This window comes from Micrococcus sp. 093350064-1 (assembly GCF_053627955.1).
Genome location: NZ_JBSEYU010000003.1, coordinates 146,562 through 172,759, shown reverse-complemented (window position 1 = coordinate 172,759; position 26,198 = coordinate 146,562). Strand labels below are relative to the sequence as shown.

Here is a 26,198-nt window from a genome sequence, read left to right as displayed (position 1 = left end):
CGGACCAGAGGAGGACCGAGATGTCGGAGCAGCCCCGCCGCCTGCAGGTGCTCCAGGCGATCGTGGAGGACTACGTGGCGCTGCGCGAGCCCGTGGGCTCCAAGGCGCTCGTGGAACGGCACGCCCTGGGCGTGTCCTCCGCGACCGTGCGCAACGACATGGCGGCGCTCGAGGAGGAGGGCCTCATCGTGGCCCCGCACACCTCCGCCGGGCGCGTCCCCACGGACAAGGGCTACCGCGTGTTCGTCGACCGCCTCTCCGAGGTGAAGCCGCTGTCCCCGGCCGAGCGCCGGGCCGTGAGCACCCTGCTGGACCCGGAGACGGACACCGAGCACATGATGGAGTCCACGGTGCGCCTCCTGGCCCAGCTGACCCAGCAGGTCGCCGTCGCGCAGTTCCCCCACGAGGACGGCTCCACGATCCGCCACCTCGAACTGGTCTCCCTCACGCCCACGCGCCTGCTCGTGGTCCTCATCCTGTCCACGGGACGGGTGGACCAGCGGCACGCCGTCCTGGACCGGCCGGTCGACGAGGCGGAGCTGTCCGTGCTCCGCGGCCTCCTGCTGGACGCCCTGCTGGGGCTCGGTCCGGTGCAGGCGGCCGCCGTGATGGACGACGTCGTCACCCGGGTCCGCCCGGAGCACCGGCCGGCCGCGGCCCTCGTGGCCGCGGCCGTCCAGGACCTGCTCGAGGCCGGCCGGCAGGACCGCATCGTCCTGGCCGGCACCGCCAACCTGGCCCGCTCCCCGGGGGACTTCGGCGCGTCCATCGGGCCGATCCTGGAGGCGCTCGAGGAGCAGGTGGTGCTGCTGCGCCTGCTCACGGAGATGGAGCAGGACGCCCACGGGGTGTCCGTGCGGATCGGCTCCGAGAACGCCGGATCGCTCGCGGACACCTCGGTGGTCGCGGCCGCCTACGGCCCCGGCGCCGTGGCGAAGCTCGGCGTCATCGGTCCGACCCGGATGGACTATCCGGGCACCATGGCCGCCGTCCGGGCGATCGCCCGCTATCTCTCCCGCATCCTGACCACCTGACGTGCCTCCGCGCGTCCTGGCGGGCCCCGTCCCGCACCGCCCCACGTCCCGCTCGCCCCGAGAGGAATCCCCACCGTGACCGACCACTACGAGACGCTCGGCGTCAGCCGTGACGCCAGCACCGAGGAGATCCGCCGCGCCTACCGCAAGCTCGCGCGCACCCACCACCCGGACGTCAACCCCGACCCGGAGGCGGCCGAGCAGTTCAAGCGCATCTCCCACGCCTATGAGGTGCTCTCGGACGAGGACCGGCGTCGGGCCTACGACACGACGGGCAATGAGAACGGCCAGGCCGGCTTCCCGGGCGGCTTCGGTGGGGCGGGCGGCTTCGGGGGCTTCGCCGACATCTTCGAGACCTTCATGAACGCGGCCGGCCAGGGCGGCCGCGGTGGCCCCGCCAGCCGCGCCCGCCGCGGCCAGGACGCGCTGGTGATCGCGCGGATCGACCTGCGCGACGCGGTCTTCGGCGGCGAGCAGACCATTGAGCTGGACACGGCCGTGCGCTGCGAGCGGTGCGGGGGCTCGTGCTGCGAGCCCGGCACCCAGCCGGAGACCTGCCAGACCTGTCAGGGCCACGGCATGATCCAGCGCCCCGTGCGGTCGCTGCTGGGCACCGTCATGGCCACCGAGGCCTGCCCCGCCTGCCAGGGGTTCGGCACCGTCATCCCGACGCCCTGCCACGAGTGCGACGGGCAGGGCCGCGTCCGCACCCGGACGTCGCTGACCCTGCGCATCCCCGCGGGCGTGGACGACGGCACCCGCATCCACCTCGCCGGCCGCGGCGAGGCCGGCCCGGGCGGCGGCCCGAACGGCGACCTCTACGTGGAGATCGCGGTCCGCCCGGACGAGACCTTCCGCCGCGAGGGCGACCACCTGGCCACCACCGTGACCGTCCCCATGGCGGCCGCGGCCCTGGGCACCACCGTCACGCTGGACACCCTGGACGGCAAGCAGTCCGTCAGCCTGGACCCGGGTGTGCAGTCCGGCCACGTCGAGGTCCTCCAGGGCCTGGGCGTCGGCCGCCTGCGCGGGCAGGGCCGTGGTGACCTCAAGGTGGACGTGGTGGTCACCACGCCCACCGACCTGGACGACGAGCAGCGCCAGCTCCTGGAGCGCCTGGCGGAGGTGCGCGGCGAGGAGGTCGTGCACGGCGCACCCCAGGCCAGGGGCATGTTCGCCCGGCTGCGGGAGAACCTGAGGAACCTGTGACCGCCCCCCTGTTCCACCTCGAGCCGGGCGCTCTGGCCGGCGCGAGCGCCGGCGTGGAGGTCGTCTTCGGTGGCCCCGAGGCCCGCCACGCCGCCGCGGCCATGCGCCTGGCCCCCGGGGAGGCCGTGATCCTGGCCGACGGGTCGGGCACGCTCGGCCACGGCACCGTGCTCGCGGCCGCCCCGGACGGGGTGTCCGTGCGGCTGGACGCGGTGGCGGAGGAGCCGGCACCCACCCCGGCGCTCGTGCTCGTCCAGGCCCTCGCCAAGGGCGATCGGGACCTCATGGCGGTCCAGGCCGCCGTCGAGCTCGGCGTGACCGCCGTGGTGCCCTGGGAGGCCGAGCGCTCGATCGTCCGCTGGAAGGGCCCCAAGGCCGCCAAGGCCCGCCAGAAGTGGGCGGACACGGCCCGCGCGGCCGCCAAGCAGGCGCGTCGCGCCCGGGTGCCCGCGGTCCGGGACCACGTCTCCGGGACGGCGGTGGCCGGGCTGGTCCAGGACGACGACGGCGGCCGGCTCGTCCTCGTGCTGCACGAGGACGCGGAGCACGGGGTGTCCTCGGTGCCGGCGGAACGACTCTCCGAGGCCGCCGAGATCGCCGTCGTCGTGGGCCCCGAGGGCGGGATCGGCGCGGCCGAGCTCGAGGCCTGCGTGGCAGCGGGGGCCGTGCCGGTGCGGCTCGGCCCGCACGTGCTGCGCGCCTCCACGGCCGGCCCCGCCGCCCTCGCCGTGCTCCAGCACCGGCTCGGCCGCTGGTGAGCCCCGGCAGGACCGCGCACCGACGCCTAGACTGGATTCGATGTCCCGCCCCCGCGACCCCGAGGTGATCCGCCCCATCGTGACCGTGCCCCCCACGACCCCGACCCCGCCCGCCACTGCGCACGAGGGCGTCGCGTTCGAATCCGCCGACCTCATGGTCCGCACCCTCGGACCGCAGGACGCCCTGCTGCGGATCCTCGGCGGCGTGTTCCCCACCGTGGACGTCACGGTCCGCGACCAGCGGCTGGACCTGGCCGGGCCGGTGGCCGACGTGGCCACGGTGCGGCGCGTCGTCGAGGACCTGCGCTCGATCGCCCGCCGCGACCAGGCGGTCACCCCCGAGGTGATGGGCCAGGTCGTCCATCACGTCCGCGGAGCCGCCACCGGGCGCGGCGCGGGTCAGCTGCACCTGGACTCGATCCTCTCGGGCCGGGGTCGCCGCATCCGCGCGAAGACCCTGCACCAGCAGGACTACGTGGAGGCGATCGACCGCTCCACCGTCGTCTTCGGCGTCGGCCCGGCCGGCACCGGCAAGACCTACCTGGCCATGGCCAAGGCCGTGCAGGCGCTGCAGGCCAAGGAGGTCAACCGGATCATCCTCACCCGCCCGGCCGTCGAGGCCGGCGAGCGTCTCGGCTTCCTGCCCGGTGGGCTCTCCGAGAAGATCGACCCGTACCTGCGTCCCCTGTACGACGCGCTGCACGACATGATCGAGCCCGAGTCGATCCCGCGGCTCATGGAGGCCGGGACCATCGAGGTCGCCCCGCTGGCGTACATGCGCGGCCGCACCCTGAACGACGCGTTCGTGATCCTCGACGAGGCCCAGAACACCACCGGTGAGCAGATGAAGATGTTCCTGACCCGACTCGGCTTCGGTGCGCGCATGGTCGTCACGGGTGACACCTCGCAGGTGGACCTGCCGCGCGGCACCCAGTCCGGCCTGGCCCAGGCCGTCGAGGTGCTCGAGGGGATCGAGGGCCTGGAGGTGGTCCGCTTCGACTCCTCGGACGTGGTCCGGCACTCGCTGGTGAGCGCCATCGTGGACGCCTACGACGCCGCCCGCGGCCCCGCGGAGCGGTCCCAGAAGCGAGGAGGGGCCCGCCGTGGCCGTTGAGATCCTGAACGAGTCGGGGATCGAGGTCCCCGAGGACGCGCTGCTGCGCATGGCCCGGCACGTCTACGCGCGCCTGCACGTCCACGAGCGCGCTGAGACGGCCGTGACCGTCGTGGACGCCGCACGCATGGCCGAGCTGCACGAGGAGTGGATGGACCTGCCCGGGCCCACCGACGTGATGAGCCTGCCCATGGACGAGCTGACCCCCGGCTCGCCCGAGGCGCCGGCCGAGGGCGTGCTCGGGGACGTCGTGCTCTGCCCCGAGGTCGCCGCCGAGCAGGCCGCGCGCGGCGGGCACTCCCGTGACGACGAGCTGCTCCTGCTGCTCACCCACGGCATGCTCCACCTGCTCGGATACGACCATCTCGAGGACGCCGACCGCGAGGAGATGTTCGGCCTCCAGGACCGGCTCGTGTCCGAGGTCCTCGGCCGTCCGGCCCCGGCCCCCACCGTCGAGGACTGAGGCACCGCCCATGCTGACGCCCACCCTCCTCTTCGCCCTCTTCCTGGTCTTCCTTGGCCTGACCTGGACGCTGTCCCTGGCCGAGTCCGCGTTCTCCTACCTCTCCCGGCGGGACGCGGAGGACATCGTCCGCGAGCAGCCCGGCTCCAAGGCACTGGAGATCGCCCGCGAGCGGGAGAGCCACCTCGGGGCCCTCCGGGTCTGGCGGTTCGTGGCCGAGGCCCTGTCGGCCGTCTGCCTGACCGCGGCCGCCGACGCGGTGGTGGACGACACGTGGCTCGCCGTGGCGATCGCCGCGGTCGTGCTCGTGGGCGTGGCCGCCCTGCTGGGCGTCTGGAGTCCGCGGCCGATCGGCTCCCGCAACGAGGCCGCCGTCGCCCGCCGCCTCGGCGGTCTGGTGTGGGTGCTCCGCCGAGCCCTGGGCCCGCTCGCCGCCCGCCTGGACCGGGACCGGCGCCGTCGCGAGGTCGAGCCGGAGGACGAGGACGACTTCCAGGAGCGCCACCTGCGCGAGTTCGTCGCCCGCGCCCACGACGCGGACGTGCTCGCCGACTCCGAGGCGGAGCTGATCCAGTCGGTGTTCTCCATGAACGACACCATCGTCCGCTCCGTCATGGTGCCGCGCACCGACGTCGTCACGATCGACGCGGACCACACGCTCGGCCAGGCCATGGCCCTGTTCCTGCGCTCCGGCAACTCCCGCATCCCGGTGATCGGCGAGGACGCCGACGACATCCGGGGCATGCTGCACCTCAAGGACGTCACCCGCGCCCTGCACCACGACGGCGCTGCGACCGACACCCCCGTCACCGAGGTCATGCGCGACGTCCGCTTCGTCCCCGAGTCGAAGTCCGTGGCGACCCTCCTGCAGGAGCTGCAGCGCGACTCCACCCACGTCGCCGTGGTGGTGGATGAGTACGGCGGCACGGCGGGGCTCGTGACGCTCGAGGATCTCATTGAGGAGATCGTCGGCGAGATCTACGACGAGGACGACCACCCGGACCGCCCCGAGGTGGAGTTCGTCGCGCCCGGCGTCTACTCCGTCGACGCGCGCATGGGCATCCACGACTTCCGCGAGGAGTTCGAGCTGCCGGAGGAGGACGAGGACGACGACGTCGACACGGTCGGCGGCCTCCTCGCCAAGGAGCTCGGCCGCGTCCCGATCCAGGGCTCGCGCGTCGTGGTCCAGGGGATCGAGCTCGTCGCGGACACCCTCGAGCCCCGCCGCAACCGGGTCGCGCGCCTGCGCGTCTCCGAGACCCCCGACCGCCCGGTGCGGCTGCGCCGGCGCGAGGAGCAGGCCCACGGCGCCGAGCCCGCCGACCCCGAGGCCTGAGCCGGCCGCCCCACCCCACGCCCCGCCTGACAAGGATGACCCCATGACCGATCTCGTCGATCCGGCCCGCGCCGCGGACGGCTTCCGTTCCGGCTTCGTCTCGCTCGTGGGCCGGCCGAACGCCGGCAAGTCCACGCTCACCAACGCGCTGGTGGGGGAGAAGGTGGCGATCACCTCCTCCAAGCCCCAGACCACGCGCCACACCATCCGCGGGATCGTCCACCGCGAGGACTTCCAGCTCGTGCTCGTGGACACCCCGGGCCTGCACCGGCCCCGCACCCTGCTCGGCGAGCGCCTCAACGACCTCGTGGCGGAGACGCTCAACGAGGTCGACGCCGTGGGCATGTGCCTGCCGGCCGACGAGGCGATCGGCCCCGGCGACCGGTTCATCGCCCAGCAGCTCTCGTACCTGCACCGCACCCCGGTGGTCGCCGTGGTCACCAAGACGGACAAGGTGGGCCCGGAGCAGCTCATGGCGCAGCTCGTGGCCGTGACCGCGCTGGGCGACGAGGTCCTCGGGCCGGAGAACGGCGGGGAGGGCTTCGCGGCCGTCGTGCCGGTCTCGGCGGTGGCCGGCCACCAGGTCGACGACGTCCTGGGCGTCTTCGCGGGCCTGCTGCCGGCCGGGCCGCCCCTGTACCCCGACGGCGAGCTCACGGACGAGCCGGAGGCGGTCATGGTCGCCGAGCTCATCCGGGAGGCGGCCCTGGAGGGAGTGCGCGACGAGCTGCCGCACTCGGTGGCCGTGGTGGTCGAGGAGATGTCCCTGCGCGAGGACCGCCCCGCGGATCGGCCCCTCATGGACGTGTGGGCGAACGTCTTCGTCGAGCGGGACAGCCAGAAGGGCATCATCATCGGCAAGGGCGGCTCCCGGCTGCGTGAGATCGGCGCGCAGGCGCGGGCGGGCATCGAGCGCATGCTCGGCACCAAGGTGCACCTGGACCTGCGGGTCAAGGTCGCCAAGGAGTGGCAGCGCGACCCCAAACAGCTCGGCCGACTCGGCTTCTGAGCCGGAGGCCCCGGCCCGGGCGCGCACGCGCCGGAGCGGGCCGCCGTCGTCGTGCGTCACACGGGGACGGCCTCCTGTGGCCCGGCCCACCTCGGTGCTAGGGTCGGGGGCATGTCCCTCTGCCTCGCGACGACAGCGCCGGCCACGGCCCGCCTGCTACTTCCCGGCCGCACGGGGTCCCCGTGCCAGGCCGTGATCCACGCCGCCTGAGCGCACGCGGAGGCAGGACGCCTCCCACCGGACCGGACACCCCGTGCGGAGTCCCTGACCTCCCGGCCCGGCCACCGACCATCCACCTTTCGCGCGCCCGCCGCGCGCACGTCGAGGGAGAACACGCATGAGCGCCCACCTGCAGAAGTCGTCGGGGATGAAGTTCCACAAGTACGTCCCGTTCCAGGACCAGATCGAGGTCGCCCTGCCGGACCGCACCTGGCCGGACAAGGTCATCGAGAAGGCGCCGCTGTGGTGCGCCGTGGACCTGCGCGACGGCAACCAGGCCCTGATCGACCCCATGGGCCCCGAGCGCAAGCTGCGCATGTTCCAGCTGCTCGTCGGCATGGGCTTCAAGGAGATCGAGGTCGGCTTCCCGTCCGCCTCGCAGACCGACTACGACTTCGTCCGCCAGCTCATCGAGGGCGACCACATCCCGGACGACGTCACCATCCAGGTCCTCACCCAGTCCCGTGAGCACCTGATCGAGCGCACCTTCGAGGCGCTCGAGGGCGCCGACCGGGCCATCGTGCACCTGTACAACTCGACGTCGGTGCTGCAGCGCCGCGTGGTGTTCCGGCAGGACGAGGACGGGATCGTGGACATCGCGACCTCCGGCGCGCGCCTGGTGAAGAAGTTCGAGGAGCAGCTCAAGGGCACGCAGATCACCTACGAGTACTCGCCCGAGTCCTACACGGGCACCGAGCTCGAGTTCGCCCGGCGCATCTCGGATGAGGTGGCCACGGTCCTGGAGGCCTCCACCGATCGCAAGATGATCCTGAACCTGCCGGCGACGGTGGAGATGTCCACCCCGAACGTGTACGCCGACTCGATCGAGTGGATGCACCGCAACCTGGAGCACCGCGACTCGCTCCTCCTCTCCCTGCACCCGCACAACGACCGCGGCACGGGCGTGGCCGCCGCCGAGCTGGGGTACCTGGCCGGGGCGGACCGGATCGAGGGATGCCTGTTCGGCAACGGCGAGCGCACCGGCAACGTGGACCTGGTGACGCTGGGCATGAACCTGTACTCGCAGGGCGTCGACCCCATGATCGACTTCTCCGACATGGACCACATCAAGCGCACGGTCGAGTACTGCAACCAGCTGGCCGTGCCCGAGCGCTCGCCCTGGGGCGGTGACCTCGTCTTCACGGCCTTCTCCGGCTCCCACCAGGACGCCATCAAGAAGGGCTTCGAGGCCATGGAGGTCGACGCCAAGGCGGCCGGCACGGACGTGGACGGCATCCCGTGGGCCGTGCCCTACCTGCCCATCGACCCGAAGGACATCGGCCGCTCCTACGAGGCCGTCATCCGCGTGAACTCGCAGTCCGGCAAGGGCGGCGTCGCCTACCTGCTCAAGTCCGAGCACAACCTGGACCTGCCGCGCCGTGCGCAGATCGAGTTCTCCCACGTCATCCAGGATCTGGCCGACGCCCAGGGCGGCGAGGTCTCCGGCGCCGACCTGTGGCGTGTGTTCCAGGACGAGTACCTGCCCGCCGACGCGGCGGAGGCGCAGTGGGGCCACTACCGGCTCCGCTCGGTCTCCTCGGCCTCCGGCGAGGACGGCGCGTTCCGGATGGAGGCCGAGCTCGAGGTCGACGGCGTCACGCAGACCCGCACGGCGCAGGGCAACGGCCCGATCGACGCGTTCCTGCGCATCCTCGGCGAGGAGGGCGTGGACGTCCGCGTGCTCGACTACTCCGAGCACGCGCTGTCCGAGGGCGGCGCGGCCATGGCCGCCGCCTACGTGGAGGCGGCCGTGGGCGACCGTGTCCTCTGGGGCGTCGGCCTGGACCACAACACCACCACCGCCTCGCTGAAGGCCGTGGTGTCCGCGGTGAACCGCGCCCTGCGCGCGTGAGCGGCTCCGGCTCCTCCCGGCGGGGTGCGCGGCACGGCGGCTACGCGGCGAACTCGTTCCGCACCGACGCGATCGTGCTGCGCACCCACCGTCTGGGGGAGGCCGATCGCATCGTCGAGGCGCTCACCCCCGAGCACGGCCTGGTCCGGGCCGTGGCCAAGGGGGTGCGCAAGGCCTCCTCCCGGCTGGGCTCGGTGGTGGAGCCGTTCATGCACTCCACGCTCCAGCTCGCGCGCGGCCGGGGCGAGCTGCACACCGTGAGCCAGGCGCAGCTGCTGCACCCGTACGCGACGATGCTGGCCGCCGACTACGACGCCTACACCGTCGCCGGCGCCCTCGCCGAGGCCGTCGAGCGGGTCCCCGCGGTCGACGACGGCGGTCGGCGCGCCCAGTACCGCCTGTTCCACGGCGCGCTGGCCGCGCTGGCCCGTGGCGCGCACGACCCTCGCCTGATCCTGCACTCGTTCCTGCTGCGCGCGCTCGCCCAGGCCGGCTGGGCCCCCACCTTCGACCGGTGCGCCCGCTGCGGCGCCCCCGGCCCGCACACGGCGCTGCACGTGGGCCTCGGCGGGGCTGTCTGTCCCGAGTGCAGGCCACCCGGTGCCGCGCACCCGGCCCCGGAGACCTTCGATCTGCTCTCGGCCCTTGCGGCGGGGGACTGGGCCAACGCGGACGCCTCCGGGGCCCCCGCCCGCCGCGAGGCGGCCGGTATCGTGGCGGCGTACCTGCAGTTCCACGCCGAGCGGCGCCTGGTGTCCCTGTCCGTCCTGGACCAGAACCTTGGCCTCCCCGCCCCGCGCGTCGAGAGGAGACCATGAGCGACGACCGTGCCCCGCAGCCCCCGCCGCCGCACCCCTCGGGTGCGGTCGCCCCGCGGATCGATCCGCGTTTCGTGCCCCGGCACGTGGCGATCGTGATGGACGGCAACGGCCGGTGGGCCAACCAGCGCGGCCTGCCCCGCACCGAGGGCCATCGGGCCGGCGAGGCGGCGCTGCTGGACGTCGTCGCCGGGGCGGTGGAGCTGGGGATCGGCCACGTGTCCGCGTATGCGTTCTCCACGGAGAACTGGCGGCGCTCGGCGGAGGAGGTGCGTTTCCTCATGGGCTTCTCCCGGGACGTGCTGCGCCGGCAGCGGGACACCCTGCACTCGTGGAACGTGCGGATCCGGTGGAACGGTCGGGCCCCGCGCCTCTGGACCCCCGTGATCCGGGAGCTGCAGGAGGCCGAGGAGCTCACGCGCCACAACACCGGCACCACGCTGCACATGTGCGTGAACTACGGCAGCCGGGCCGAGATCCTGGATGGCGTCCAGGCCATCGCCGAAGAGGTCCGGGCCGGCCGGATGCGGCCGGGGGAGATCAGCGAGGACGTCATCACCCGCTACCTCGACCGCGGCTTCCGCACGGGTCAGGACGTCGACGTCGTCCCGGACGTGGACCTGTTCCTGCGGACCTCGGGGGAGCAGCGCCTGTCCAACTACCTGCTGTGGCAGTCCGCCTACGCGGAGCTGCTGTTCCTGGACGTGCTGTGGCCGGACGTCGACCGGCGGACCCTGTGGGCCGCCGTCGAGACCTACGCCCGACGGGACCGCCGCTACGGCGGCGCCGTGGACACCCCTCAGCCGACGCCGTCGTCCGGCGCGCCGGACTCGGCCGCGGACGCCGACGGCGGCGCGTAGGCCCCCAGCCACGTGAGCGTCGCGGCACCGGCCGCCTCGCGCACCGACGCGGGGGAGGCGAACACGTCGTGCAGCGCGTCGGGGAGCCGGTGGACGGTCACCCGGTCGCCGAGCCGCAGGGAGCGGCGGGCCATGGCGTCGGGGTCCAGGACGATGTCCGAGGTCAGCATCGCCTCGGCGTAGGACGTGCCCCGATGCCCGCGCGCGGAGACGAGCACGAGGATCGGCACGGTGACGTCGAGCCGCCCGGCCACGGCCCGGTGCCCCGAGAGGACCGCGCTCAGCCAGGCGGCCGGCACCTCGAACGCGTGCGGGGGACGCCAGAGCGGGTGCAGGTCCCATTCGCCCTCGGCCTGGTCCGAGAGGGTGCGCCAGTAGTGGTCGATGCGCGGCAGCGTGAGCATGGCGTAGGGCTTCATGGCGGAGACGGGCCCCACGATGGACTTCGCCAGCAGGCGCACCCCCGCGCTGCCCTGCATCTCCAGCCACGGGCTGTTGAGCACGAGCGCGGCGAGGCGGCCGGGATTCCGGTCCGCCCACAGCGCGGCGATCAGCCCGCCGGTGGAGTGTCCCATGAGGATGGGCGGCAACGGGTGGTCCTGGGCGATGGTCTCGAACGCGGCCTCGAGGTCCGCGTCGTAGCGGGCCAGGTCGTCCGTCCAGCCGGGCGTCTGTCCCGTGCGCAGCGAGCGGCCGTAGTGGCGGAGGTCGACGGCGTGGAAGGCGTAGCCGGCGGCCTCGAACGCGTGGGCGAGCGGGGCGTTGTAGAAGTAGTCGCTCCAGCCGTGCACCGAGAGGATGGGCCGCCGGGCCGGGTCACGGGCGGCGTCGGTGCGCGGACGCACCACTGTGACAAGGTTCTGTCCTTGTTCATCGGTGTCGAGGCCGAGCGTGCATCGTTCGAAGCCCGGCAGCCCGTCCGGGACCCAGCCCAGGCCCGGCGGATCGTCGAGGAACGGGCGGGTGTCCTCCTCCGTCGGTCCGCCGGCGGGTGCGCCGTGCGGGGCGGAGGGGTCCGGGGGCGGCGGCTGGAGCGGGTCACGGGCCATCCGACCACTGTAGGAGGACCCCGGGCGGGCGGGAGGCCCGTGCGAGGATGGGGGCATGCAGCTGCCTGATCCCAAGTCCGCCGTCGACGGCATCCTGACCTCCCGCGCGCCTCGCCTGTACCCGCCCTTCTTCCGTGCCGTGTTCGGCGGCATGGACGCGGAGCGGGCGCATCATCGGGGCTTCGACGCGATCCGGCTGGCCGAGCGCACCGGGGCGTCCGCCGCCCTGCGCGCCGCCTTCCGCCCGGACCCGATGCTCGCGCGCACGGTCATGGGCCTGCGGTTCCCGACGCCCTTCGGCCTGGCCGCGGGGTTCGACAAGGACGGCCGGGGGACCGCCGCCCTGGCCGACCTCGGGTTCGGCCACATCGAGGTCGGCACGATCACGGCGCAGCCGCAGCCCGGCAACCCGCAGCCCCGACTGTTCCGTCTCGTGGACGACCGGGCGCTGGTCAACCGCATGGGCTTCAATAACGACGGCGCGGCGGCCGTCGCCCCCCGCCTGGCGCGGACCCGGCAGACGCTGGAGCGCCGCTTCGGCCCGGCCCGGCCGGTCCTGGGCGTGAACATCGGCAAGACCAAGGTGGTCCCGCTCGAGGACGCGGCGGACGACTACCGGGCCTCGACCCGCCTGCTCGCGCCCCACGCCGACTACCTGACGGTCAACGTGTCCTCACCGAACACGCCGGGGCTGCGTCAGCTGCAGGAGATCGACGCGCTGGAGCCGATCCTCACGGCGGTGCGCGAGGAGGCCGACCGTGCGGTCCCGGGCCGTCGCGTGCCGCTGACCGTGAAGATCGCCCCGGACCTGGCGGACGCCGACGTGCGCGCCGTCGGGGCGCTCGCCGAGCGCCTCGGACTCGACGGTGTCATCGCGACCAACACGACCGTCTCCCGGGAGGGTCTGCGCACCCCGCGTGCCGACGTGGACGCCCTGGGCGCGGGCGGCCTGTCCGGCGCCCCGCTCCAGGAGCGTTCGATGCGGGTGCTGCAGGTCCTGCGGGCGGCGCTGCCGACGGGCACCGCCGTCGTCAGCGTGGGCGGGGTGACGGACGCCGACGACGTCCAGGCCCGGCTCGACGCGGGCGCGGACCTCGTCCAGGGCTACACCGCGTTCCTCTACGAGGGGCCGTTCTGGGCCGGCCGGACCACCGCCGGGCTGGCGCGGTCCCTGCGGGGCTGACGGTCTGCTCGCCGGGGCCGCGACGGCCCGGACCCACCGGGGGTCCGGGCCGTCACGCGGTGTCGTGTCAGGCGGGGTACTCGCCCCGCTTGACCTGGGGCTTGGGCAGACGCATGCGGCGGAACTGCAGGGCCCGCATGATGCCGTAGAAGCCGGTCCCGGGCTCCGGCGTGCCGAAGCGCTCCGTGAGGCCCTTCTTGATGTGCCGGCTGACCAGGAAGCTCTCGATGAGCACGAGGGCCACGAGGGCGTACAGGCTGATCATCAGGATCAGCTGCGCCTCGCGGCCGGGGATGAACATGAGCACGACGTAGGCGAAGACGACGGGCATGAGCCACTCGCCGATGCCGGTGCGCGCGTCCACGTAGTCACGGACCCAGCGCTTCTGCGGCCCCTTGTCGCGTGCCGGGAGGCCGCGCTCGTCCCCGGTCTCCAGCGCGGCGCGCTGGCGCATCCGCTCCTGGGCCATCGCCTGACGCTCGGCCTTGCGGGCCGCCTTGCGATCCTCGGGGACCAGGGTGCGACGGCGCGCGGCCTCCTGGTCGCGGCGCCGTGGAGTCGGGCCCTTCTTGCCCTGCGAGCGGTCGCGCGGCGCGGCCCCGGACACGGCGCCCTCGGCGGGAGCAGCCGAGGAGCCGTGAGTCGAGGGGGCGGGCGCGGTCTCGGGGGTCTTGTCTCGCTTGAACACCCGTCCAGTCTAGTGGTGGGGCGCATCCGGCCCGGCCGGAGGCGCGGCCCTCGGCCCGGCCGCCGTCTACGCTGGCCGTCATGACTGACATCACCTCCCGTGCGCCGCAGGACGCGGCCCTCGTCTCCGCCGTCCGTGAGGCCGTCGAGGCCCGCTTCCCGACGACCCTCCAGACCCTCACCGATCTCGTGGCGATCCCGGGCATCGCCTGGGACTCAGCGGACCGCACCCAGCTCGAGCGGTCCGCCGAGGCCGTCGCGGGCCTGCTGCGCGCGGCGGGCCTGCAGCATGTGGAGATCGTGACCGAGACCCGCGACGACGGCCGGCCCGGCGGGCCGGCGGTGATCGGTGAGAAGCCCGGCGCCTCAGACAAGCCCACTGTCTTGTTGTATGCCCACCATGACGTGCAGCCGATCGGGGACGAGGACCTCTGGGACACCCCGCCGCTCGTGGCCACCGAGCGCGGCGGGCGGCTGTACGGCCGCGGCGCCGCCGACGACAAGGCCGGCATCATGGTCCACCTCGCCGCCCTCGCCGCCCTGCGGGATGTCCTGCCCGATGCCGGCGTCGGCGTCCGCGTGTTCATCGAGGGCGAGGAGGAGGCCGGCTCGCCCACCTTCCGCACCTTCCTGGAGAAGCACCGGGCGCGCCTCGACGCCGACGCGATCGTCGTCGCGGACTCGTCCAACTGGGCCGTGGGGGAGCCCGCGCTGACCACCTCCCTGCGCGGGCTGGTGGACGGCACGGTGACCGTCCGGGTGCTCGACCACGCCGTGCACTCCGGCATGTTCGGCGGGCCGGTCCTGGACGCCGTCGTCCTGCTCTCGCGGCTGATCGCGACGCTCCACGACGCGGACGGGGCGGTCGCCGTGCCCGGCCTCGAGCCGCGGCAGACCGCAGGCCTGGACTACCCGGAGGACGTCTTCCGTGCGGACGCGGGCGTGCTGGACGGGGTGACCCTGGCCGGCCGCGGTCCGGTCGCGGACCGGCTGTGGAACGCTCCCGCGCTGAGCATCATCGGGATCGACGCGCCCTCGGTCGCGGAGTCCTCGAACACGATCCAGCCCGCGGCGCGCGCCAAGTTCTCGCTGCGCCTGGGCCCCGGCATGGACCCCGCGGAGGCCTTCGAGGCCCTGCGCACCCACCTGGAGGCGCAGTCCGCGGCGGTGCTCGGGGCGGAGATCACGGTCACCGCGGGGGAGTTCGGTCAGCCGTTCACGACGGACACCTCGGCCACCGCCGCGGCCGCGATGATGGCGGCCCTGGAGGACGCCTGGGACGTCGAGCCCCGGGCGATCGGCATGGGCGGCTCCATCCCGTTCACCGCGGACCTCGCCCAGGTCTTCCCGGAGGCCACCCTCCTCATCACGGGCGTGGAGGACCCGGACACGCGGGCGCATTCGGCCAACGAGTCGCTGCACATCGACGACTTCCAGCGGGCCGTCGTGGCCGAGGCGCTCTGGCTCGCGCGGCTCTCCGCATGAGCGCCGCCCGTTCCGCCGCCGGTGCGGCGGACCGGGAATGCTCCGTGGGCGGCTAGTGTTGCCCGGGAGACCACACGCGCGTGACGGCCCCGTCCGCGCCCCATGATCTGAGGAGGTCACGATGGCTCTGTCCGCAGAGGAGACCGGCGTCGAGATCGGCGCGACCCAGGACGCCGAGGGCCTGCCCCCGCACGAGGTCGAGCTGACCGACGTGGCGGCCGGCAAGGTGCGCTCGCTGCTCGAGCAGGAGGGCCGCACGGACCTGCGGCTGCGCGTTGCTGTGCAGCCGGGCGGCTGCTCGGGCCTGATCTACCAGCTCTACTTCGACGAGCGCGTCCTCGACGGCGACACCGTCCGTGACTATGACGGGGTCGAGGTGATCGTCGACAAGATGAGCGTGCCCTACCTCATGGGCGCGACCATCGACTTCGAGGACACCATCTCGAAGCAGGGCTTCACGATCGACAACCCCAACGCGGGCGGCTCGTGCGCCTGCGGCGACTCCTTCCACTGATCTGCGGGCGCCCGGAGCGCCACGGACCGCGAACCGGCGGGTCGGCCTCGGCCGGCCCGCCGTCGTCGTGTCCGGGCACCGCGCCCAGGATGCTCGGACCCGACTCCCAGACACGATCGGCACGTGTCACGGTGCGGAGAATCCGCGTGTTTCGGCTTAGACTGGCTCTGAATCATCAGGGCATACCCGTGCTCCCTGCGAGGACGTTGCGAGAAGTCGCCGAATCGCCGGGGGAGCGGGCACGCCCCTCGCACACGAGATGAAGAGGAAGGCCGTCTGTGAGAGCACAGAATGACGCCGGACGTCGGACTCGCCGCCGCTGGACCGCCGGTGCCGTGGGCACCACGGCGCTCCTGGTGCTGACCGGCTGTTCGGCAGAGGTCCAGCGCGGCTGGTACCCCGGCACCCGGGACACCACCAACCACAACGCCCAGCTCACCGACCTGTGGGTGAACTCCTGGATCGCGGCCATGGTCGTCGGCCTGCTCGTCTGGGGCGCCATGATCTGGTGCATGGTGGCCTACCGCCGCCGCAAGAACGACCAGGGCTTCCCGAAGCAGACGGCCTACAACGTGCCGCTCGAGACCATGTTCACGGCCATCCCGATCCTGACGGTCTTCACCCTCTGGGGCTTCACCGACCGCGTCCAGACCGAGGTCGACCGCCCCGTGGACGACTCGCCGCTGACCGTCACCGTGTACGGCAAGCAGTGGTCCTGGGACTTCAACTACTCCTACGAGCAGGAGAACGGCGAGGTCATCGAGGCCCACTACTCCGGCATCCAGGCCCAGCTGGACGGCACCGAGGGCGTGCGTGACACCCTTCCGGTCCTGTACCTGCCGAACGACGTGCCGGTGCACTTCGAGCTGAAGTCCCGCGACGTGGCGCACTCCTTCTGGATCCCGCAGTTCCTCCAGAAGCGCGACATGATCCCCGGCAAGACCAACCACCTCTACCTGACCCCCCAGGAGCTGGGCAGCTACGACGGCAAGTGCGCCGAGCTGTGCGGCGAGTACCACTCCGAGATGCTCTTCAACGTCGAGGTCGTGGACGAGGCCGAGTTCGTGGACCGCCTCGAGGAGATGGAGCCGGGTCAGGTGGGCGAAGAGTACAGCCGCAACCCCAACAACAACCCTGACGGCGCCGGGACGATGGAGCGCGATCTCCAGACCCCCCGCGGTGGAGGTAGCCACTGATGACCACTTACGAGTACGCAACGGATGAGGTGCGCTCACAGGCGCAGCCTCGTGTGGTGCCCCGTTCGCTGGGCAAGATCGTCGTCAGCTGGCTGACGACGACCGACCACAAGGTGCTCGGGTACATGTACCTGATCACGTCCTTCATCTTCTTCTGCATCGGCGGCGTCATGGCCCTCATGATCCGCGCGGAGCTCTTCGAGCCCGGCATGCAGATCCTGCAGACGAAGGAGCAGTACAACCAGCTGTTCACCATGCACGGCACGCTCATGCTGCTCATGTTCGCGACCCCGCTCTTCGTGGGCTTCGCCAACGTGCTGGTGCCGCTGCAGATCGGCGCTCCGGACGTGTCCTTCCCGCGTCTGAACGCCCTGGCGTTCTGGTTCTTCCTGTTCGGCTCGCTCATCGCGACCGCCGGCTTCCTCACCCCGCAGGGTGCGGCCTCGTTCGGCTGGTTCGCCTACGCCCCGCTCTCCAACACCACGTACTCGCCGGGCGTCGGCGGTGACCTCTGGGTGTTCGGTCTGGTCCTCCAGGGCTTCGGCACGATCATGGGCGGCGTCAACTTCATCACCACGATCCTGACGATGCGTGCTCCTGGCATGACGATGTGGCGCATGCCGATCTTCACGTGGAACACGCTCATCACCGGCATCCTGATCATGATGGCGTTCCCGCCGCTGGCCGCCGCGCTCTTCGCGCTGGGCCTGGACCGTCGCTTCGGCGGCCACATCTTCAACCCGGAGAACGGCGGCGCCATCCTGTGGCAGCACCTCTTCTGGTTCTTCGGCCACCCCGAGGTGTACATCATCGCCCTGCCGTTCTTCGGCGTCGTGTCGGAGATCATCCCGGTGTTCTCCCGCAAGCCGATCTTCGGTTACAAGTCCATCGTGTTCGCGACGACGGCGATCGCCGCGCTCTCCGTGACGGTGTGGGCGCACCACATGTACGTGACCGGCGCCGTGCTCCTGCCGTTCTTCTCCGTAATGACCATGCTCATCGCGGTCCCGACCGGCGTGAAGTTCGTGAACTGGATCGGCACCATGTGGCGCGGTTCGATCACCTTCGAGACCCCGATGCTGTGGACGCTCGGCTTCATGGTCACCTTCCTGTTCGGTGGCCTGACCGGCGTCATCCTGGCGTCGCCGCCCCTGGACTTCCAGGTGTCCGACACGTACTTCGTCGTGGCGCACTTCCACTACGTCGTCTTCGGCACCGTGGTGTTCGCGATGTTCGCCGGCTTCTTCTTCTGGTGGCCGAAGTTCACCGGCAAGATGCTGAACGAGCGTCTCGGCAAGATCCAGTTCTGGATGCTGTTCGTGGGCTTCCACGGCACGTTCCTGATCCAGCACTGGCTCGGTGTCATCGGCATGCCCCGTCGCTACGCGGACTACATGGTGGAGGACAGCTTCCAGGCGATGAACGCGTTCTCCTCGGTGTTCTCCTTCGTTCTCGGCGCGTCGCTGATCCCGTTCTTCTGGAACGTCTACATCACCTCGCGCTATGGCAAGAAGGTCACCGTGGACGACCCGTGGGGCTTCGGCGCCTCGCTCGAGTGGACCACTTCGTGCCCGCCGCCGCGGCACAACTTCCACTCCCTGCCGCGCATCCGCTCCGAGCGTCCGGCGCTGGATCTGCACCACCCGGAGCTCTTCCCGCACTCGCCTCAGAACACGTCTGAGGCCTTCGGAGAGAAGGTCGCCCAGTGAAGGTCGCAGCCAACATCTTCTGGATCATCGGCCTGTTCTTCATCGCAGCCGCCACCCTCTACGGGTTCTGGGTCGAGTGGACCGAGTGGGCAGGCATCCCGGCCATCTACGCCGTGGGCGGGATGTCCTGGATGATCGCCTGGTACCTGCGGGCCGCCGAGCACAAATACGGCGTCGGCCCTGCAGATGACGAGGACGGTCAGATCGTCGAGTACGCCGGCACCTACGGCACCTTCGCTCCCTGGAGCTGGTGGCCCCTGGGCCTCGGCCTGGGCTGCGCGATCATCGTGACCGGCCTGGCCGTCGGCTGGTGGGTCTTCATCATCGGCATCGTCGCCGCCGCCTACTTCACCTTCGGGTGGGTCTACGAGTTCTCTCGGGGCAAGTACGCCCACTGACCTCGGGTCGATCACGCAGCGCCACCGGCGCTGACGACGACGGCGGGCCGGTCCTCTTCGGAGGGCCGGCCCGCCGTCGTCGTGCCCCCGGACGCTGAGCCCCGGCGCTTTCGTGCGGGAAACGGGAGCCTTCCCGAACGCTTTCGTCCGGGAAACGGGAGCCTCGCCAGGCCCCTCTGGATGGGAAGCGAGTATCGAGCGGCCCGAATCCGCCGAGGCCGGGGAGAGCTCCCAGGAGGCCGACGACGACGGCACGGGGGTCTGGACGGTGGCGGGGGCGTGGACCGGGCGCAGATCTCGATCACACCGTCCTCCCGGTGTGGATCGGCCGACGACGTCGCATGGGCACGAGCGGGTGGCCGGCCCGCGCGGACGCCGCCTCGGCCTGGAACGGGGGATGATCCTCAGCCCGCGAGCCACAGGGCTCGCGTCCTGGCTCCGACATGATCGTGACCCGGGTCGCGGGGCACGTCCCGCAGCCTCTTCACCGTCACCAGTGGGCGGCCCGGCGCCGAGTCTCGTCCAGCGGTCTCCGTTGGTCAGCTCGTGCAGGCCCTCGCCGGCCTCGACCTCACATGGACCCGGCCGAGGAACGACGCGATCACGCGGCCCTGGTCGGCACGGTGGCGGCCGCGAGGTACTGGCAGAGGAGCCCGACGGAGAGGACGTGCTGGCAGCGCACCCGAGCATCCGAGCGGTCCTGGAGACGGAGGCGGAGTACGTGCTGGGCTCAGGGCCGGCCCGCCAGGGGGCTCGTCCGCGGGCAGACTCCCGGTGGGTGATCGACGGCTGGGAGCGAGAAGGCCGGAGTTCGCTGCCCGGGCACTCCCGAGGCGTCCTCGAGGCCGGGGCGCGGGTGGAGCGGCGGGAGGAAGCCCGCGCAGCGGCAGGAATCCCGCAGACCCCACGGCGAACCGGTACGGGATCTGGTGGTCGATCCCGGTGGCCATCGTCGCAAGCGTCTCGCAGGTGCCTGCGGGGTTGGATCTCATCGGAGACGACTCCGGGGCGGGGACGGCCGCCGTGACCCCGTGGAACGATGTCGGACGTACGTACAAGGTGACCAGCCCGGGTGACCGGGCCCGGCTGTGGCGTAGCGTCCCTCTGGACGTGAGCGCCTCCAGGCGGCACGACTGGCACCGGGTGACCGGGGACCGAGTGGCAGGGGACCGGGAGGGCGGGTCGATGGTTGCACCCGGATCGGAAACGTGGAGCCCAGGAGTGGGATGCGCTCCACCTGACGGCACTCGGCTGCCTCGCCTCCGCCGCGCGCTGCCTGCCCGTCGCCTCGGGCGTCGCGACCGTGCTCGCCGGGTGGAACCCGGGCACGACGCTGTGGCTGACCGACGTCGTCCGACCCGCGCATGCACCCGTGCAGGGGTGGCGCCGGGACCCCGACGACGGCGCGTGGGTCTGGCGTCCAGATGCGCCGGACGACGCTTCCAGGGGAGGAGAACGGCCGGTTCGGCGTGGCCCGGTCGCAGGCTGAGAACCCGCAGCCTCCCGTATCCCGAACGAAAGCACCGCCGGAGGCTCCCGTTTCCCGGACGAAAGTGTCCAGACACAGAGGACGCGAAGGGGCGGGAGTCCGGACAGCGGAAGGCCCCGCACACCGAGCGGTGTGCGGGGCCTTCTGCGTCCGAGAGGATCCGCGGTCAGCCGTCGATCTTCGGGTTGTGCGAGCTCGGGTCGGCGCCCAGCTCGTGGTGGCCGCCGTCCTCGTGGCCGTGCTGGCCGTGGGTGCGGGCCTCCACCAGCTCCTCGCGGGAGACCGGGGCGACGCGATCCTGGTAGAACATGCGGTTCAGGCCGGCACGGGCCTTCTCCAGCATGCCCACCTTGCCGTTGCGGCCGGGGATGGCCGGCACCGGGCGACGATCCTCGAAGGACACCAGGCGGTACAGCTCGTAGTCGGTGAGCTGACGGTGCCGCTCGTGGAAGCCGCCCTCGGGGGACATCTCGATGACACCGGCCTCGTGGCCGTGGAGCACGAGCTCACGGTCCTTGCGCTGCAGGGAGAGGCAGATGCGGCGGGTGACGATGAAGGCGATCACCGGGCCGAGGAAGAACAGCGCGCGCAGCACGTACAGCACGTCGTTCAGGGAGAGGCGGAAGTGGGTGGCGATGAGGTCCGAGGACGCGGCCGCCCACATGACGCAGTACCAGACGACGGCGGCCACGCCGATGCCCGTGCGGGCCGGGGCGTTGCGCGGACGGTCGAGCAGGTGGTGCTCAGTGTTGTCCTTGGTGATCCACCGCTCGATCCAGGGCCAGGTGCACATGCCGACGAGCAGGACGCCGACCGGGATCAGCGGCACGAGCACGCCCATGGGCAGGGACACCGAGGAGCCCCACGGCATCGGGATGTTCCAGAGGAAGGAGTAGTCGCCGATCATGCCCGGCATGAGGCGCAGGGCGCCGTCGAACACGCCGATGTACCAGTCGGGCTGGGTGCCGGCCTGCACCGGGGACGGATCGTACGGGCCGTAGTTCCAGTTGGCGTTGATCGTCACCGTGGAGGCGATGAGCGCGAGCACACCGAACACGATGAAGAAGAAGCCGCCGGCCTTGGCCGCGTACACGGGGCCCACCGGGTAGCCGACCACGTTGTCCTCGGTGCGGCCCGGGCCCGGGTACTGGGTGTGCTTGTGCACGACGACCATGAACAGGTGGATGCCGATCAGCAGCAGGATGGCGGCCGGCACGATCATGATGTGCAGGGCGTACAGGCGGCCGATGACCGAGTGGCCGGGGAACTCGCCGCCGAAGAAGAAGGCGGAGAGGTACGTGCCCACCAGCGGCAGCGACTTCAGGATGCCGTCGATGATGCGCAGGCCGTTGCCGGAGAGCACCTCGTCGGGCAGGGAGTAGCCGGTGAAGCCGGCGGCCCAGCCGGCCATCAGCAGGAAGCAGCCGACCAGCCAGTTCAGCTCACGCGGGCGACGGAACGCGCCGGTGAAGAACACGCGCAGCATGTGGACGGACATGGCCGCCACGAACATCAGCGCCGCCCAGTGGTGCAGCTGGCGCATGAACAGGCCGCCGCGCACGTCGAACGAGATGTCCAGGGTCGAGGCGTAGGCCGCGGACATCTCGATGCCGCGCAGCGGGGCGTAGGCCCCGTCGTAGACGACCTCCGACATGGAGGGGTCGAAGAAGAGGGTGAGGAACGCGCCGGACAGCAGCAGGATGACGAAGCTGTACAGGGCGACCTCGCCGAACATGAACGTCCAGTGGTCCGGGAAGATCTTGCGGCCGAAGAACTTCACGATCGGCGACATGCCCATGCGGGTGTCGACGAAGTTGGCGATGCGGCCGGTCGTGGTCGCCGGCTGGAACTCATTCACGGTGGTGCTCATAGGTGTCAGCCACGCTCCCAGTAGACAGGCCCGACGGGCTCATGGAAATCGCTCTGGGCCACGAGGTAGCCCTCGTCGTCCACGGTGATCGGCAGCTGCGGCAGCGCGTGGCTGGCCGGGCCGAAGATGACCTTGCACTCCTGCGTCAGGTCGAAGGTCGACTGGTGGCAGGGGCAGAGCAGGTGGTGGGTGTGCTGCTCGTACAGGGCGATCGGGCAGCCCACGTGCGTGCAGACCTTGGAGTAGGCGAAGATCCCGTCCACGTTCCAGTCCTCGCGACCCGGGGTGATCTTCACCTTGGCCGGGTCGAGGCGCATGAGCAGGACGACGGCCTTGGCCTTCTGGTTGAGCTTGTCAGGGCCCAGGTCGTTCAGGCCGTCGGGGATGACGTGCACGGCGGAGCCGAGCGTGACGTCCGAGGCCTTGATGGGGGAGCCGGTGGGGTCGCGCACGAGGCGCACGCCCTCGGCCCACATGGTGTGGCGCAGACGCTCAGGGCCGAAGTTGTGAGCCTCCTGGTCCGAGAAATTGTCCGAGTCGTCCAGATCGCGGAACACGGCGATGAACGGCAGGGGGGCCAGCAGGGCGGCGCCGATCAGGGTGTTGCGCAGCAGGGGGCGGCGCTTGATCTGCGACTCGTCCAGGATCTCGGAGATCATCCCGGTGGCGGCCACGCGGTCGTCCTCCGAGCGGATCTCGTGACGGTCCTCCACGGTCTCGTGGTCCGGCATCAGGGTCTTGGCCCAGTGCACCACGCCGATGCCGATGCCGAACATGGCGAGGGCGGTGCCCAGGCCGAGCAGCAGGTTCTGCAGGTAGATCTTGCTGAACGCCTCACCGTTGCCGATCTGCCCCACACCGAAGTAGCCGATGAAGAAGAGCACCGTGCCCACGATGGAGATGAGGAACATGACCGAGACCTGACGCTCGGCGCGCTTCGCGGCCTTCGGATCCTCATCGGCCAGGCGCGGACGGTGCGGAGGCAGGCCCGGGTTGTCGATCGCGTACCGGGGCGCGTCCTCGCCGGCGTGCTCGAGGGAACCCGAGCGGTGCTCGGTCCCTTCAAAGCCTTTCTCGCCCATATGTCCTGTTTCCTTTACTCGAGTGATGAATGTCGATGACGGGTGGTCGGCGCGCCTGCGCCGATGGGATCAGGAGGATCGGCTGGTGAGCCAGACCATGAAGCCGATGATCAGCGCCAGGCCCGCGGTCCAGATGAACAGGCCCTCGGAGACGGGGCCGAGCGAGCCGAGGGTGAGGCCGCCGGGGGAGCCCTGGTTCTCGATGGTCTTGAGGTAGGCGATGATGTCGCGCTTGTCCTCGGGCTTGATGTTCGAGTCGGAGAACACCGGCATGTTCTGCGGGCCGGTCTCCATGGCCTCGTAGATGTGCTTCTCGTCCACGCCCTGCAGAGACGGGGCGTACTTGCCGCGGGTGAGCGCACCGCCGGCCGCAGCCGCGTTGTGGCACATGGCGCAGTTGATGCGGAACAGGTCGCCGCCACGGGTGATGTCCACGTCCTCGTGGTTCACATCCAGGTACTCGTCCTCTGGGATGGCCGGGCCGGCGCCGAGGGAGGCGACGTAGGCGGCGAGCTGAGCGGTCTGCTCCTCGTTGAACTGGTTCGGTTTGGCCGGGGCCTGCGGGCCGTTCATCTGCATCGGCATGCGGCCGGTGCCCACCTGGAAGTCGACGGAGGCGGCGCCGACACCGATCAGGGACGGGCCGGAGGGACCCCCCGCGGCACCCGTGCCGTGGCACGAGGCGCAGTTCGCGTTGAAGAGCTTCTCGCCCTCGGAGATGTCATCAGCCGAGGCGGCCGCGGTGACCTGCGTGGCCGCCTGCGCCTGGTTCACGGTGCTCGCGACGGAGTACAGTCCGCCGGTCACCAGGAGTCCCAGCAGGAGGAGCGCCAGCCCCATCAGGGGATGGCGTCGGTTCTGCGAAAGTGCCTTCACGAGGGTTTCCTATCGTTCTCTTCCGGGGCGGGCCGCTCATGCTGCCGGCCCTGGCCTGAAGTCGGTGCGGTGAGTGGGGGTCGTCTTACTTCAGGAAGTAGACGATGAAGAACAGGGCGATCCAGACGACGTCCACGAAGTGCCAGTAGTAGGACACGACGATCGCCGACGTGGCCTCGTGGTGGCCGAAGCGGCGGGCCATGTAGGCGCGGCCGATGATGAAGAGGAACGCGATCAGGCCACCGGTCACGTGGATGGCGTGGAAGCCGGTGGTGATGTAGAACGCCGAGCCGTACGCGTTCGCCGCGACGGTCACACCCTCGGAGACGAGGACCGCGTACTCGTAGGACTGCACCGCCACGAAGATCGAGCCCATGATGAAGGTCAGGATGAACCACTCGACCATGCCCCACTTCCCGAACTGCAGGAAGCCGCCGGTGCGGCGGGGCTGAAGGCGCTCGGCGGCGAGGACGCCGAACTGGGCGGTGACGGAGGAGAGCACCAGGATCGTCGTGTTCACCGCGGCGAGCGGGACGTTGAGGATCGCGGTGTGCTCGGCCCAGAGCTCCGGAGACGTGGAGCGAAGGGTGAAGTACATGGCGAAGAGCCCACCGAAGAACATGAGCTCGCTGGCAAGCCACACCATGGTCCCGACCTGCACCATGTTCGGCCGGCTCGGGAGCCCCGTGGTGGGCTGATGGAGAGTGGGGTTAGCTGTGGTCACCCAGCCATTATGGCCCCAAACACCGCCCGGGCGGTAAATCGAACCTACCGTGTCGCAGGACAGGTCGTCAGCACCGTCGGGGGGTTTCAGTGTCAGTCGGGGGCTGGCGTCCAGGGGATGTCCAGGTTCACGGCGGGCGGCGCATGACACGACGCGGTGCCGGGTGCGGCCGGGCCGCTAGGCTCAGTGCGTGAGCACCCCCGAGAACACCGCAGCAGTCCTGGGGACCTCCTGGCCGGAGGTCTTCCGCGCCCTCACCGTCGGTGAGGACCTCAGCGACGACGTCGCCGCGTGGGCCATGGGGGAGATGATGGCCGGCGATGCCACCGAGGGGCAGGTGGGCGGATTCCTCCTCGCCCTGGCCGCCAAGGGGGTGACGGTGCCGGAGCTGCGTGGCCTGACCGAGGCGATGGTGCAGGCGGCGAACCCGGTGCACGTGCCGGGGGAGACCCTCGACGTCGTGGGCACGGGCGGCGACCGCCTGGGCACCGTGAACCTGTCCACGATGTCCTCGCTCGTGGCCGCCGGCGCGGGCGCGCGGATCGTCAAGCACGGGAACCGCGGCGCCTCGTCCACGGCCGGCGCGGCCGACGTGATCGAGGCCCTCGGTGTGGACCTGTCCATGCCGGCCCGGAAGGCCGAGGAGTGCGCCGAGGCCGTGGGCATCACGTTCCTCTTCGCCCAGAACTACCACCCGTCCATGAAGTACGTGGCCCCGGTGCGCAAGCAGCTCGGCGTGCCCACCGTGTTCAACTTCCTCGGCCCGCTGAGCAATCCGGCCCAGGTCACCGCCCAGGCCCTGGGCTGCTCGAGCGAGGCCATGGTCCCGCTGCTCGCCCAGGTGCTCGCGGACCGGGGGGTGCGCGGCTTCGTCTTCCGCGGGGCGGACGGCCGGGACAAGATCACGACGTCGGGGCCGTCGACCGTCATGGAGGTCCGGGACGGTGTGCGCACCCACGAGCTCGATCCCCGGGAGCTGGGCATCGACCTGGCCCCCGTCCAGGCTCTGGCCGGGCGGGACGGCGCCTACAACGCGACCCTCGTCCGCGCTCTGCTGGCGGGGGAGAAGGGCCCGATCCGCGACGCCGTCCTCCTCAACGCGGCCGCGGGCCTGACGGCCTGGGACCGCGACGCGGACGCTCCGCTGATGGAGCGACTGGCGGCCAACATGACGCGGGCCGCCGAGTCGATCGACTCCGGCGCCGCGCGTGACGTCCTGGACCGCTGGGTCGCCTTCTCCCGGTCCTGATGGTGCGACCACGGG

At 71.4% G+C, this 26,198-nt stretch carries 23 protein-coding genes; 17 read left to right on the top strand and 6 right to left on the bottom strand.

Annotated elements, in window-relative coordinates; translation table 11 throughout:
• Nucleotides 1-20: 20 nt before the first annotated feature.
• The 10 genes from hrcA to ACUW6W_RS04640 all read left to right on the top strand — a co-directional run bounded on the left by hrcA (nucleotide 21) and on the right by ACUW6W_RS04640 (nucleotide 10,672).
• Nucleotides 21-1,034 carry a heat-inducible transcriptional repressor HrcA gene (gene hrcA, locus ACUW6W_RS04685; protein ID WP_036336566.1) on the top strand — a complete coding sequence of 338 codons (1,014 nt, stop codon included), beginning with the start codon at nucleotides 21-23 and terminating at the stop codon, nucleotides 1,032-1,034.
• 75 nt (nucleotides 1,035-1,109) lie between these two features.
• Nucleotides 1,110-2,243 (top strand): molecular chaperone DnaJ, encoded by a 1,134-nt coding sequence (gene dnaJ / locus ACUW6W_RS04680; RefSeq protein ID WP_036336564.1) that lies wholly within the window; start codon nucleotides 1,110-1,112, stop codon nucleotides 2,241-2,243.
• Entirely contained in the window at nucleotides 2,240-3,001 is a 762-nt protein-coding gene (locus tag ACUW6W_RS04675) for a 16S rRNA (uracil(1498)-N(3))-methyltransferase (RefSeq protein ID WP_036336562.1), read from the top strand. Before dnaJ ends, ACUW6W_RS04675 begins: the two co-directional genes overlap by 4 nt.
• 40 nt (nucleotides 3,002-3,041) lie before the next feature.
• Nucleotides 3,042-4,115 carry a PhoH family protein gene (locus ACUW6W_RS04670; protein WP_060774993.1) on the top strand — a complete coding sequence of 358 codons (1,074 nt, stop codon included), beginning with the start codon at nucleotides 3,042-3,044 and terminating at the stop codon, nucleotides 4,113-4,115.
• Nucleotides 4,105-4,578: an rRNA maturation RNase YbeY gene (gene ybeY, locus ACUW6W_RS04665; protein ID WP_095346475.1), complete on the top strand. Its 474-nt coding sequence runs from the start codon at nucleotides 4,105-4,107 to the stop codon at nucleotides 4,576-4,578. The genes ACUW6W_RS04670 and ybeY overlap by 11 nt, the downstream gene beginning before the upstream one ends.
• 10 nt (nucleotides 4,579-4,588) lie before the next feature.
• Nucleotides 4,589-5,914: a hemolysin family protein gene (locus tag ACUW6W_RS04660; protein WP_095346473.1), complete on the top strand. Its 1,326-nt coding sequence runs from the start codon at nucleotides 4,589-4,591 to the stop codon at nucleotides 5,912-5,914.
• A gap of 43 nt (nucleotides 5,915-5,957) precedes the next feature.
• Nucleotides 5,958-6,923 (top strand): GTPase Era, encoded by a 966-nt coding sequence (era, locus tag ACUW6W_RS04655; RefSeq protein ID WP_095346471.1) that lies wholly within the window; start codon nucleotides 5,958-5,960, stop codon nucleotides 6,921-6,923.
• Between the two features lie 337 nt (nucleotides 6,924-7,260).
• Nucleotides 7,261-8,994: a 2-isopropylmalate synthase gene (leuA, locus tag ACUW6W_RS04650; protein ID WP_158183781.1), complete on the top strand. Its 1,734-nt coding sequence runs from the start codon at nucleotides 7,261-7,263 to the stop codon at nucleotides 8,992-8,994.
• The gene (recO, locus tag ACUW6W_RS04645) at nucleotides 8,991-9,812 is read left to right on the top strand and encodes a DNA repair protein RecO (RefSeq protein ID WP_206496430.1); all 822 of its coding nucleotides are present in this window, start codon (nucleotides 8,991-8,993) and stop codon (nucleotides 9,810-9,812) included. The genes leuA and recO overlap by 4 nt, the downstream gene beginning before the upstream one ends.
• Nucleotides 9,809-10,672 carry an isoprenyl transferase gene (locus tag ACUW6W_RS04640; RefSeq protein ID WP_454179867.1) on the top strand — a complete coding sequence of 288 codons (864 nt, stop codon included), beginning with the start codon at nucleotides 9,809-9,811 and terminating at the stop codon, nucleotides 10,670-10,672. Before recO ends, ACUW6W_RS04640 begins: the two co-directional genes overlap by 4 nt.
• Here the strand turns inward: ACUW6W_RS04640 and ACUW6W_RS04635 are convergent.
• Entirely contained in the window at nucleotides 10,612-11,721 is a 1,110-nt protein-coding gene (locus ACUW6W_RS04635) for an alpha/beta hydrolase (RefSeq protein ID WP_454179865.1), read from the bottom strand. The genes ACUW6W_RS04640 and ACUW6W_RS04635 overlap by 61 nt on opposite strands.
• 55 nt (nucleotides 11,722-11,776) lie before the next feature.
• Between ACUW6W_RS04635 and ACUW6W_RS04630 the strand changes: the two genes are divergently transcribed.
• On the top strand, nucleotides 11,777-12,904 hold the full coding sequence (locus ACUW6W_RS04630; RefSeq protein WP_051995260.1) for a quinone-dependent dihydroorotate dehydrogenase: 1,128 nt from the start codon (nucleotides 11,777-11,779) through the stop codon (nucleotides 12,902-12,904).
• Between the two features lie 67 nt (nucleotides 12,905-12,971).
• On the opposite strand, the gene ACUW6W_RS04625 is transcribed toward ACUW6W_RS04630, so the two are convergent.
• Nucleotides 12,972-13,592: a DUF3043 domain-containing protein gene (locus ACUW6W_RS04625; RefSeq protein ID WP_036315121.1), complete on the bottom strand. Its 621-nt coding sequence runs from the start codon at nucleotides 13,590-13,592 to the stop codon at nucleotides 12,972-12,974.
• An 80-nt stretch (nucleotides 13,593-13,672) separates the two neighbouring features.
• Here ACUW6W_RS04625 and ACUW6W_RS04620 point away from each other — a divergent pair, with 80 nt between their 5' ends.
• From ACUW6W_RS04620 to ACUW6W_RS04600, 5 genes are all read left to right on the top strand, one after another.
• Nucleotides 13,673-15,076, top strand: coding sequence for a dipeptidase (locus tag ACUW6W_RS04620; protein ID WP_036315118.1), 1,404 nt, complete (start codon nucleotides 13,673-13,675; stop codon nucleotides 15,074-15,076).
• A gap of 121 nt (nucleotides 15,077-15,197) precedes the next feature.
• Nucleotides 15,198-15,590, top strand: coding sequence for an iron-sulfur cluster insertion protein ErpA (gene erpA / locus ACUW6W_RS04615; RefSeq protein WP_002854644.1), 393 nt, complete (start codon nucleotides 15,198-15,200; stop codon nucleotides 15,588-15,590).
• 278 nt (nucleotides 15,591-15,868) lie between these two features.
• Nucleotides 15,869-16,786 carry an aa3-type cytochrome oxidase subunit II gene (gene ctaC, locus ACUW6W_RS04610; RefSeq protein WP_370448943.1) on the top strand — a complete coding sequence of 306 codons (918 nt, stop codon included), beginning with the start codon at nucleotides 15,869-15,871 and terminating at the stop codon, nucleotides 16,784-16,786.
• The gene (ctaD, locus tag ACUW6W_RS04605; RefSeq protein ID WP_095346459.1) at nucleotides 16,786-18,495 is read left to right on the top strand and encodes an aa3-type cytochrome oxidase subunit I; all 1,710 of its coding nucleotides are present in this window, start codon (nucleotides 16,786-16,788) and stop codon (nucleotides 18,493-18,495) included. The genes ctaC and ctaD overlap by 1 nt, the downstream gene beginning before the upstream one ends.
• The gene (locus ACUW6W_RS04600) at nucleotides 18,492-18,893 is read left to right on the top strand and encodes a cytochrome c oxidase subunit 4 (protein ID WP_002854636.1); all 402 of its coding nucleotides are present in this window, start codon (nucleotides 18,492-18,494) and stop codon (nucleotides 18,891-18,893) included. Before ctaD ends, ACUW6W_RS04600 begins: the two co-directional genes overlap by 4 nt.
• Before the next feature lie 1,655 nt (nucleotides 18,894-20,548).
• Here ACUW6W_RS04600 and qcrB read toward each other — a convergent pair.
• The 4 genes from qcrB to ctaE form a co-directional block, all read right to left on the bottom strand.
• A complete protein-coding gene (gene qcrB, locus ACUW6W_RS04595) occupies nucleotides 20,549-22,252 on the bottom strand; it encodes a cytochrome bc1 complex cytochrome b subunit (RefSeq protein WP_269600123.1) in 1,704 nt (567 codons plus the stop codon).
• A 5-nt stretch (nucleotides 22,253-22,257) separates the two neighbouring features.
• Nucleotides 22,258-23,334 carry a cytochrome bc1 complex Rieske iron-sulfur subunit gene (gene qcrA, locus ACUW6W_RS04590; RefSeq protein WP_069941590.1) on the bottom strand — a complete coding sequence of 359 codons (1,077 nt, stop codon included), beginning with the start codon at nucleotides 23,332-23,334 and terminating at the stop codon, nucleotides 22,258-22,260.
• A 69-nt stretch (nucleotides 23,335-23,403) separates the two neighbouring features.
• Nucleotides 23,404-24,210 (bottom strand): cytochrome bc1 complex diheme cytochrome c subunit, encoded by an 807-nt coding sequence (gene qcrC, locus ACUW6W_RS04585; RefSeq protein ID WP_123243828.1) that lies wholly within the window; start codon nucleotides 24,208-24,210, stop codon nucleotides 23,404-23,406.
• A gap of 85 nt (nucleotides 24,211-24,295) precedes the next feature.
• Nucleotides 24,296-24,934, bottom strand: a complete 639-nt coding sequence (gene ctaE, locus ACUW6W_RS04580) for an aa3-type cytochrome oxidase subunit III (RefSeq protein WP_428842618.1) — start codon at nucleotides 24,932-24,934, stop codon at nucleotides 24,296-24,298.
• A gap of 190 nt (nucleotides 24,935-25,124) precedes the next feature.
• Between ctaE and trpD the strand changes: the two genes are divergently transcribed.
• Nucleotides 25,125-26,183 (top strand): anthranilate phosphoribosyltransferase, encoded by a 1,059-nt coding sequence (gene trpD / locus ACUW6W_RS04575; RefSeq protein ID WP_123243829.1) that lies wholly within the window; start codon nucleotides 25,125-25,127, stop codon nucleotides 26,181-26,183.
• Nucleotides 26,184-26,198: the final 15 nt, after the last annotated feature.

What these genes read in the sequence shown, in the direction of transcription:
- ctaD (WP_095346459.1), top strand. Translation starts at nt 16,786, where the DNA reads ATGACCACTTACGAGTACGCAACGGATGAGGTGCGCTCACAGGCGCAG.
- ACUW6W_RS04620 (WP_036315118.1), top strand. Translation starts at nt 13,673, where the DNA reads ATGACTGACATCACCTCCCGTGCGCCGCAGGACGCGGCCCTCGTCTCC.
- ACUW6W_RS04635 (WP_454179865.1), bottom strand. Translation starts at nt 11,721, where the DNA reads ATGGCCCGTGACCCGCTCCAGCCGCCGCCCCCGGACCCCTCCGCCCCG.
- hrcA (WP_036336566.1), top strand. Translation starts at nt 21, where the DNA reads ATGTCGGAGCAGCCCCGCCGCCTGCAGGTGCTCCAGGCGATCGTGGAG.
- erpA (WP_002854644.1), top strand. Translation starts at nt 15,198, where the DNA reads ATGGCTCTGTCCGCAGAGGAGACCGGCGTCGAGATCGGCGCGACCCAG.
- qcrB (WP_269600123.1), bottom strand. Translation starts at nt 22,252, where the DNA reads ATGAGCACCACCGTGAATGAGTTCCAGCCGGCGACCACGACCGGCCGC.
- qcrA (WP_069941590.1), bottom strand. Translation starts at nt 23,334, where the DNA reads ATGGGCGAGAAAGGCTTTGAAGGGACCGAGCACCGCTCGGGTTCCCTC.
- ACUW6W_RS04670 (WP_060774993.1), top strand. Translation starts at nt 3,042, where the DNA reads ATGTCCCGCCCCCGCGACCCCGAGGTGATCCGCCCCATCGTGACCGTG.
- leuA (WP_158183781.1), top strand. Translation starts at nt 7,261, where the DNA reads ATGAGCGCCCACCTGCAGAAGTCGTCGGGGATGAAGTTCCACAAGTAC.
- ACUW6W_RS04630 (WP_051995260.1), top strand. Translation starts at nt 11,777, where the DNA reads ATGCAGCTGCCTGATCCCAAGTCCGCCGTCGACGGCATCCTGACCTCC.
- era (WP_095346471.1), top strand. Translation starts at nt 5,958, where the DNA reads ATGACCGATCTCGTCGATCCGGCCCGCGCCGCGGACGGCTTCCGTTCC.
- ACUW6W_RS04660 (WP_095346473.1), top strand. Translation starts at nt 4,589, where the DNA reads ATGCTGACGCCCACCCTCCTCTTCGCCCTCTTCCTGGTCTTCCTTGGC.
- ACUW6W_RS04640 (WP_454179867.1), top strand. Translation starts at nt 9,809, where the DNA reads ATGAGCGACGACCGTGCCCCGCAGCCCCCGCCGCCGCACCCCTCGGGT.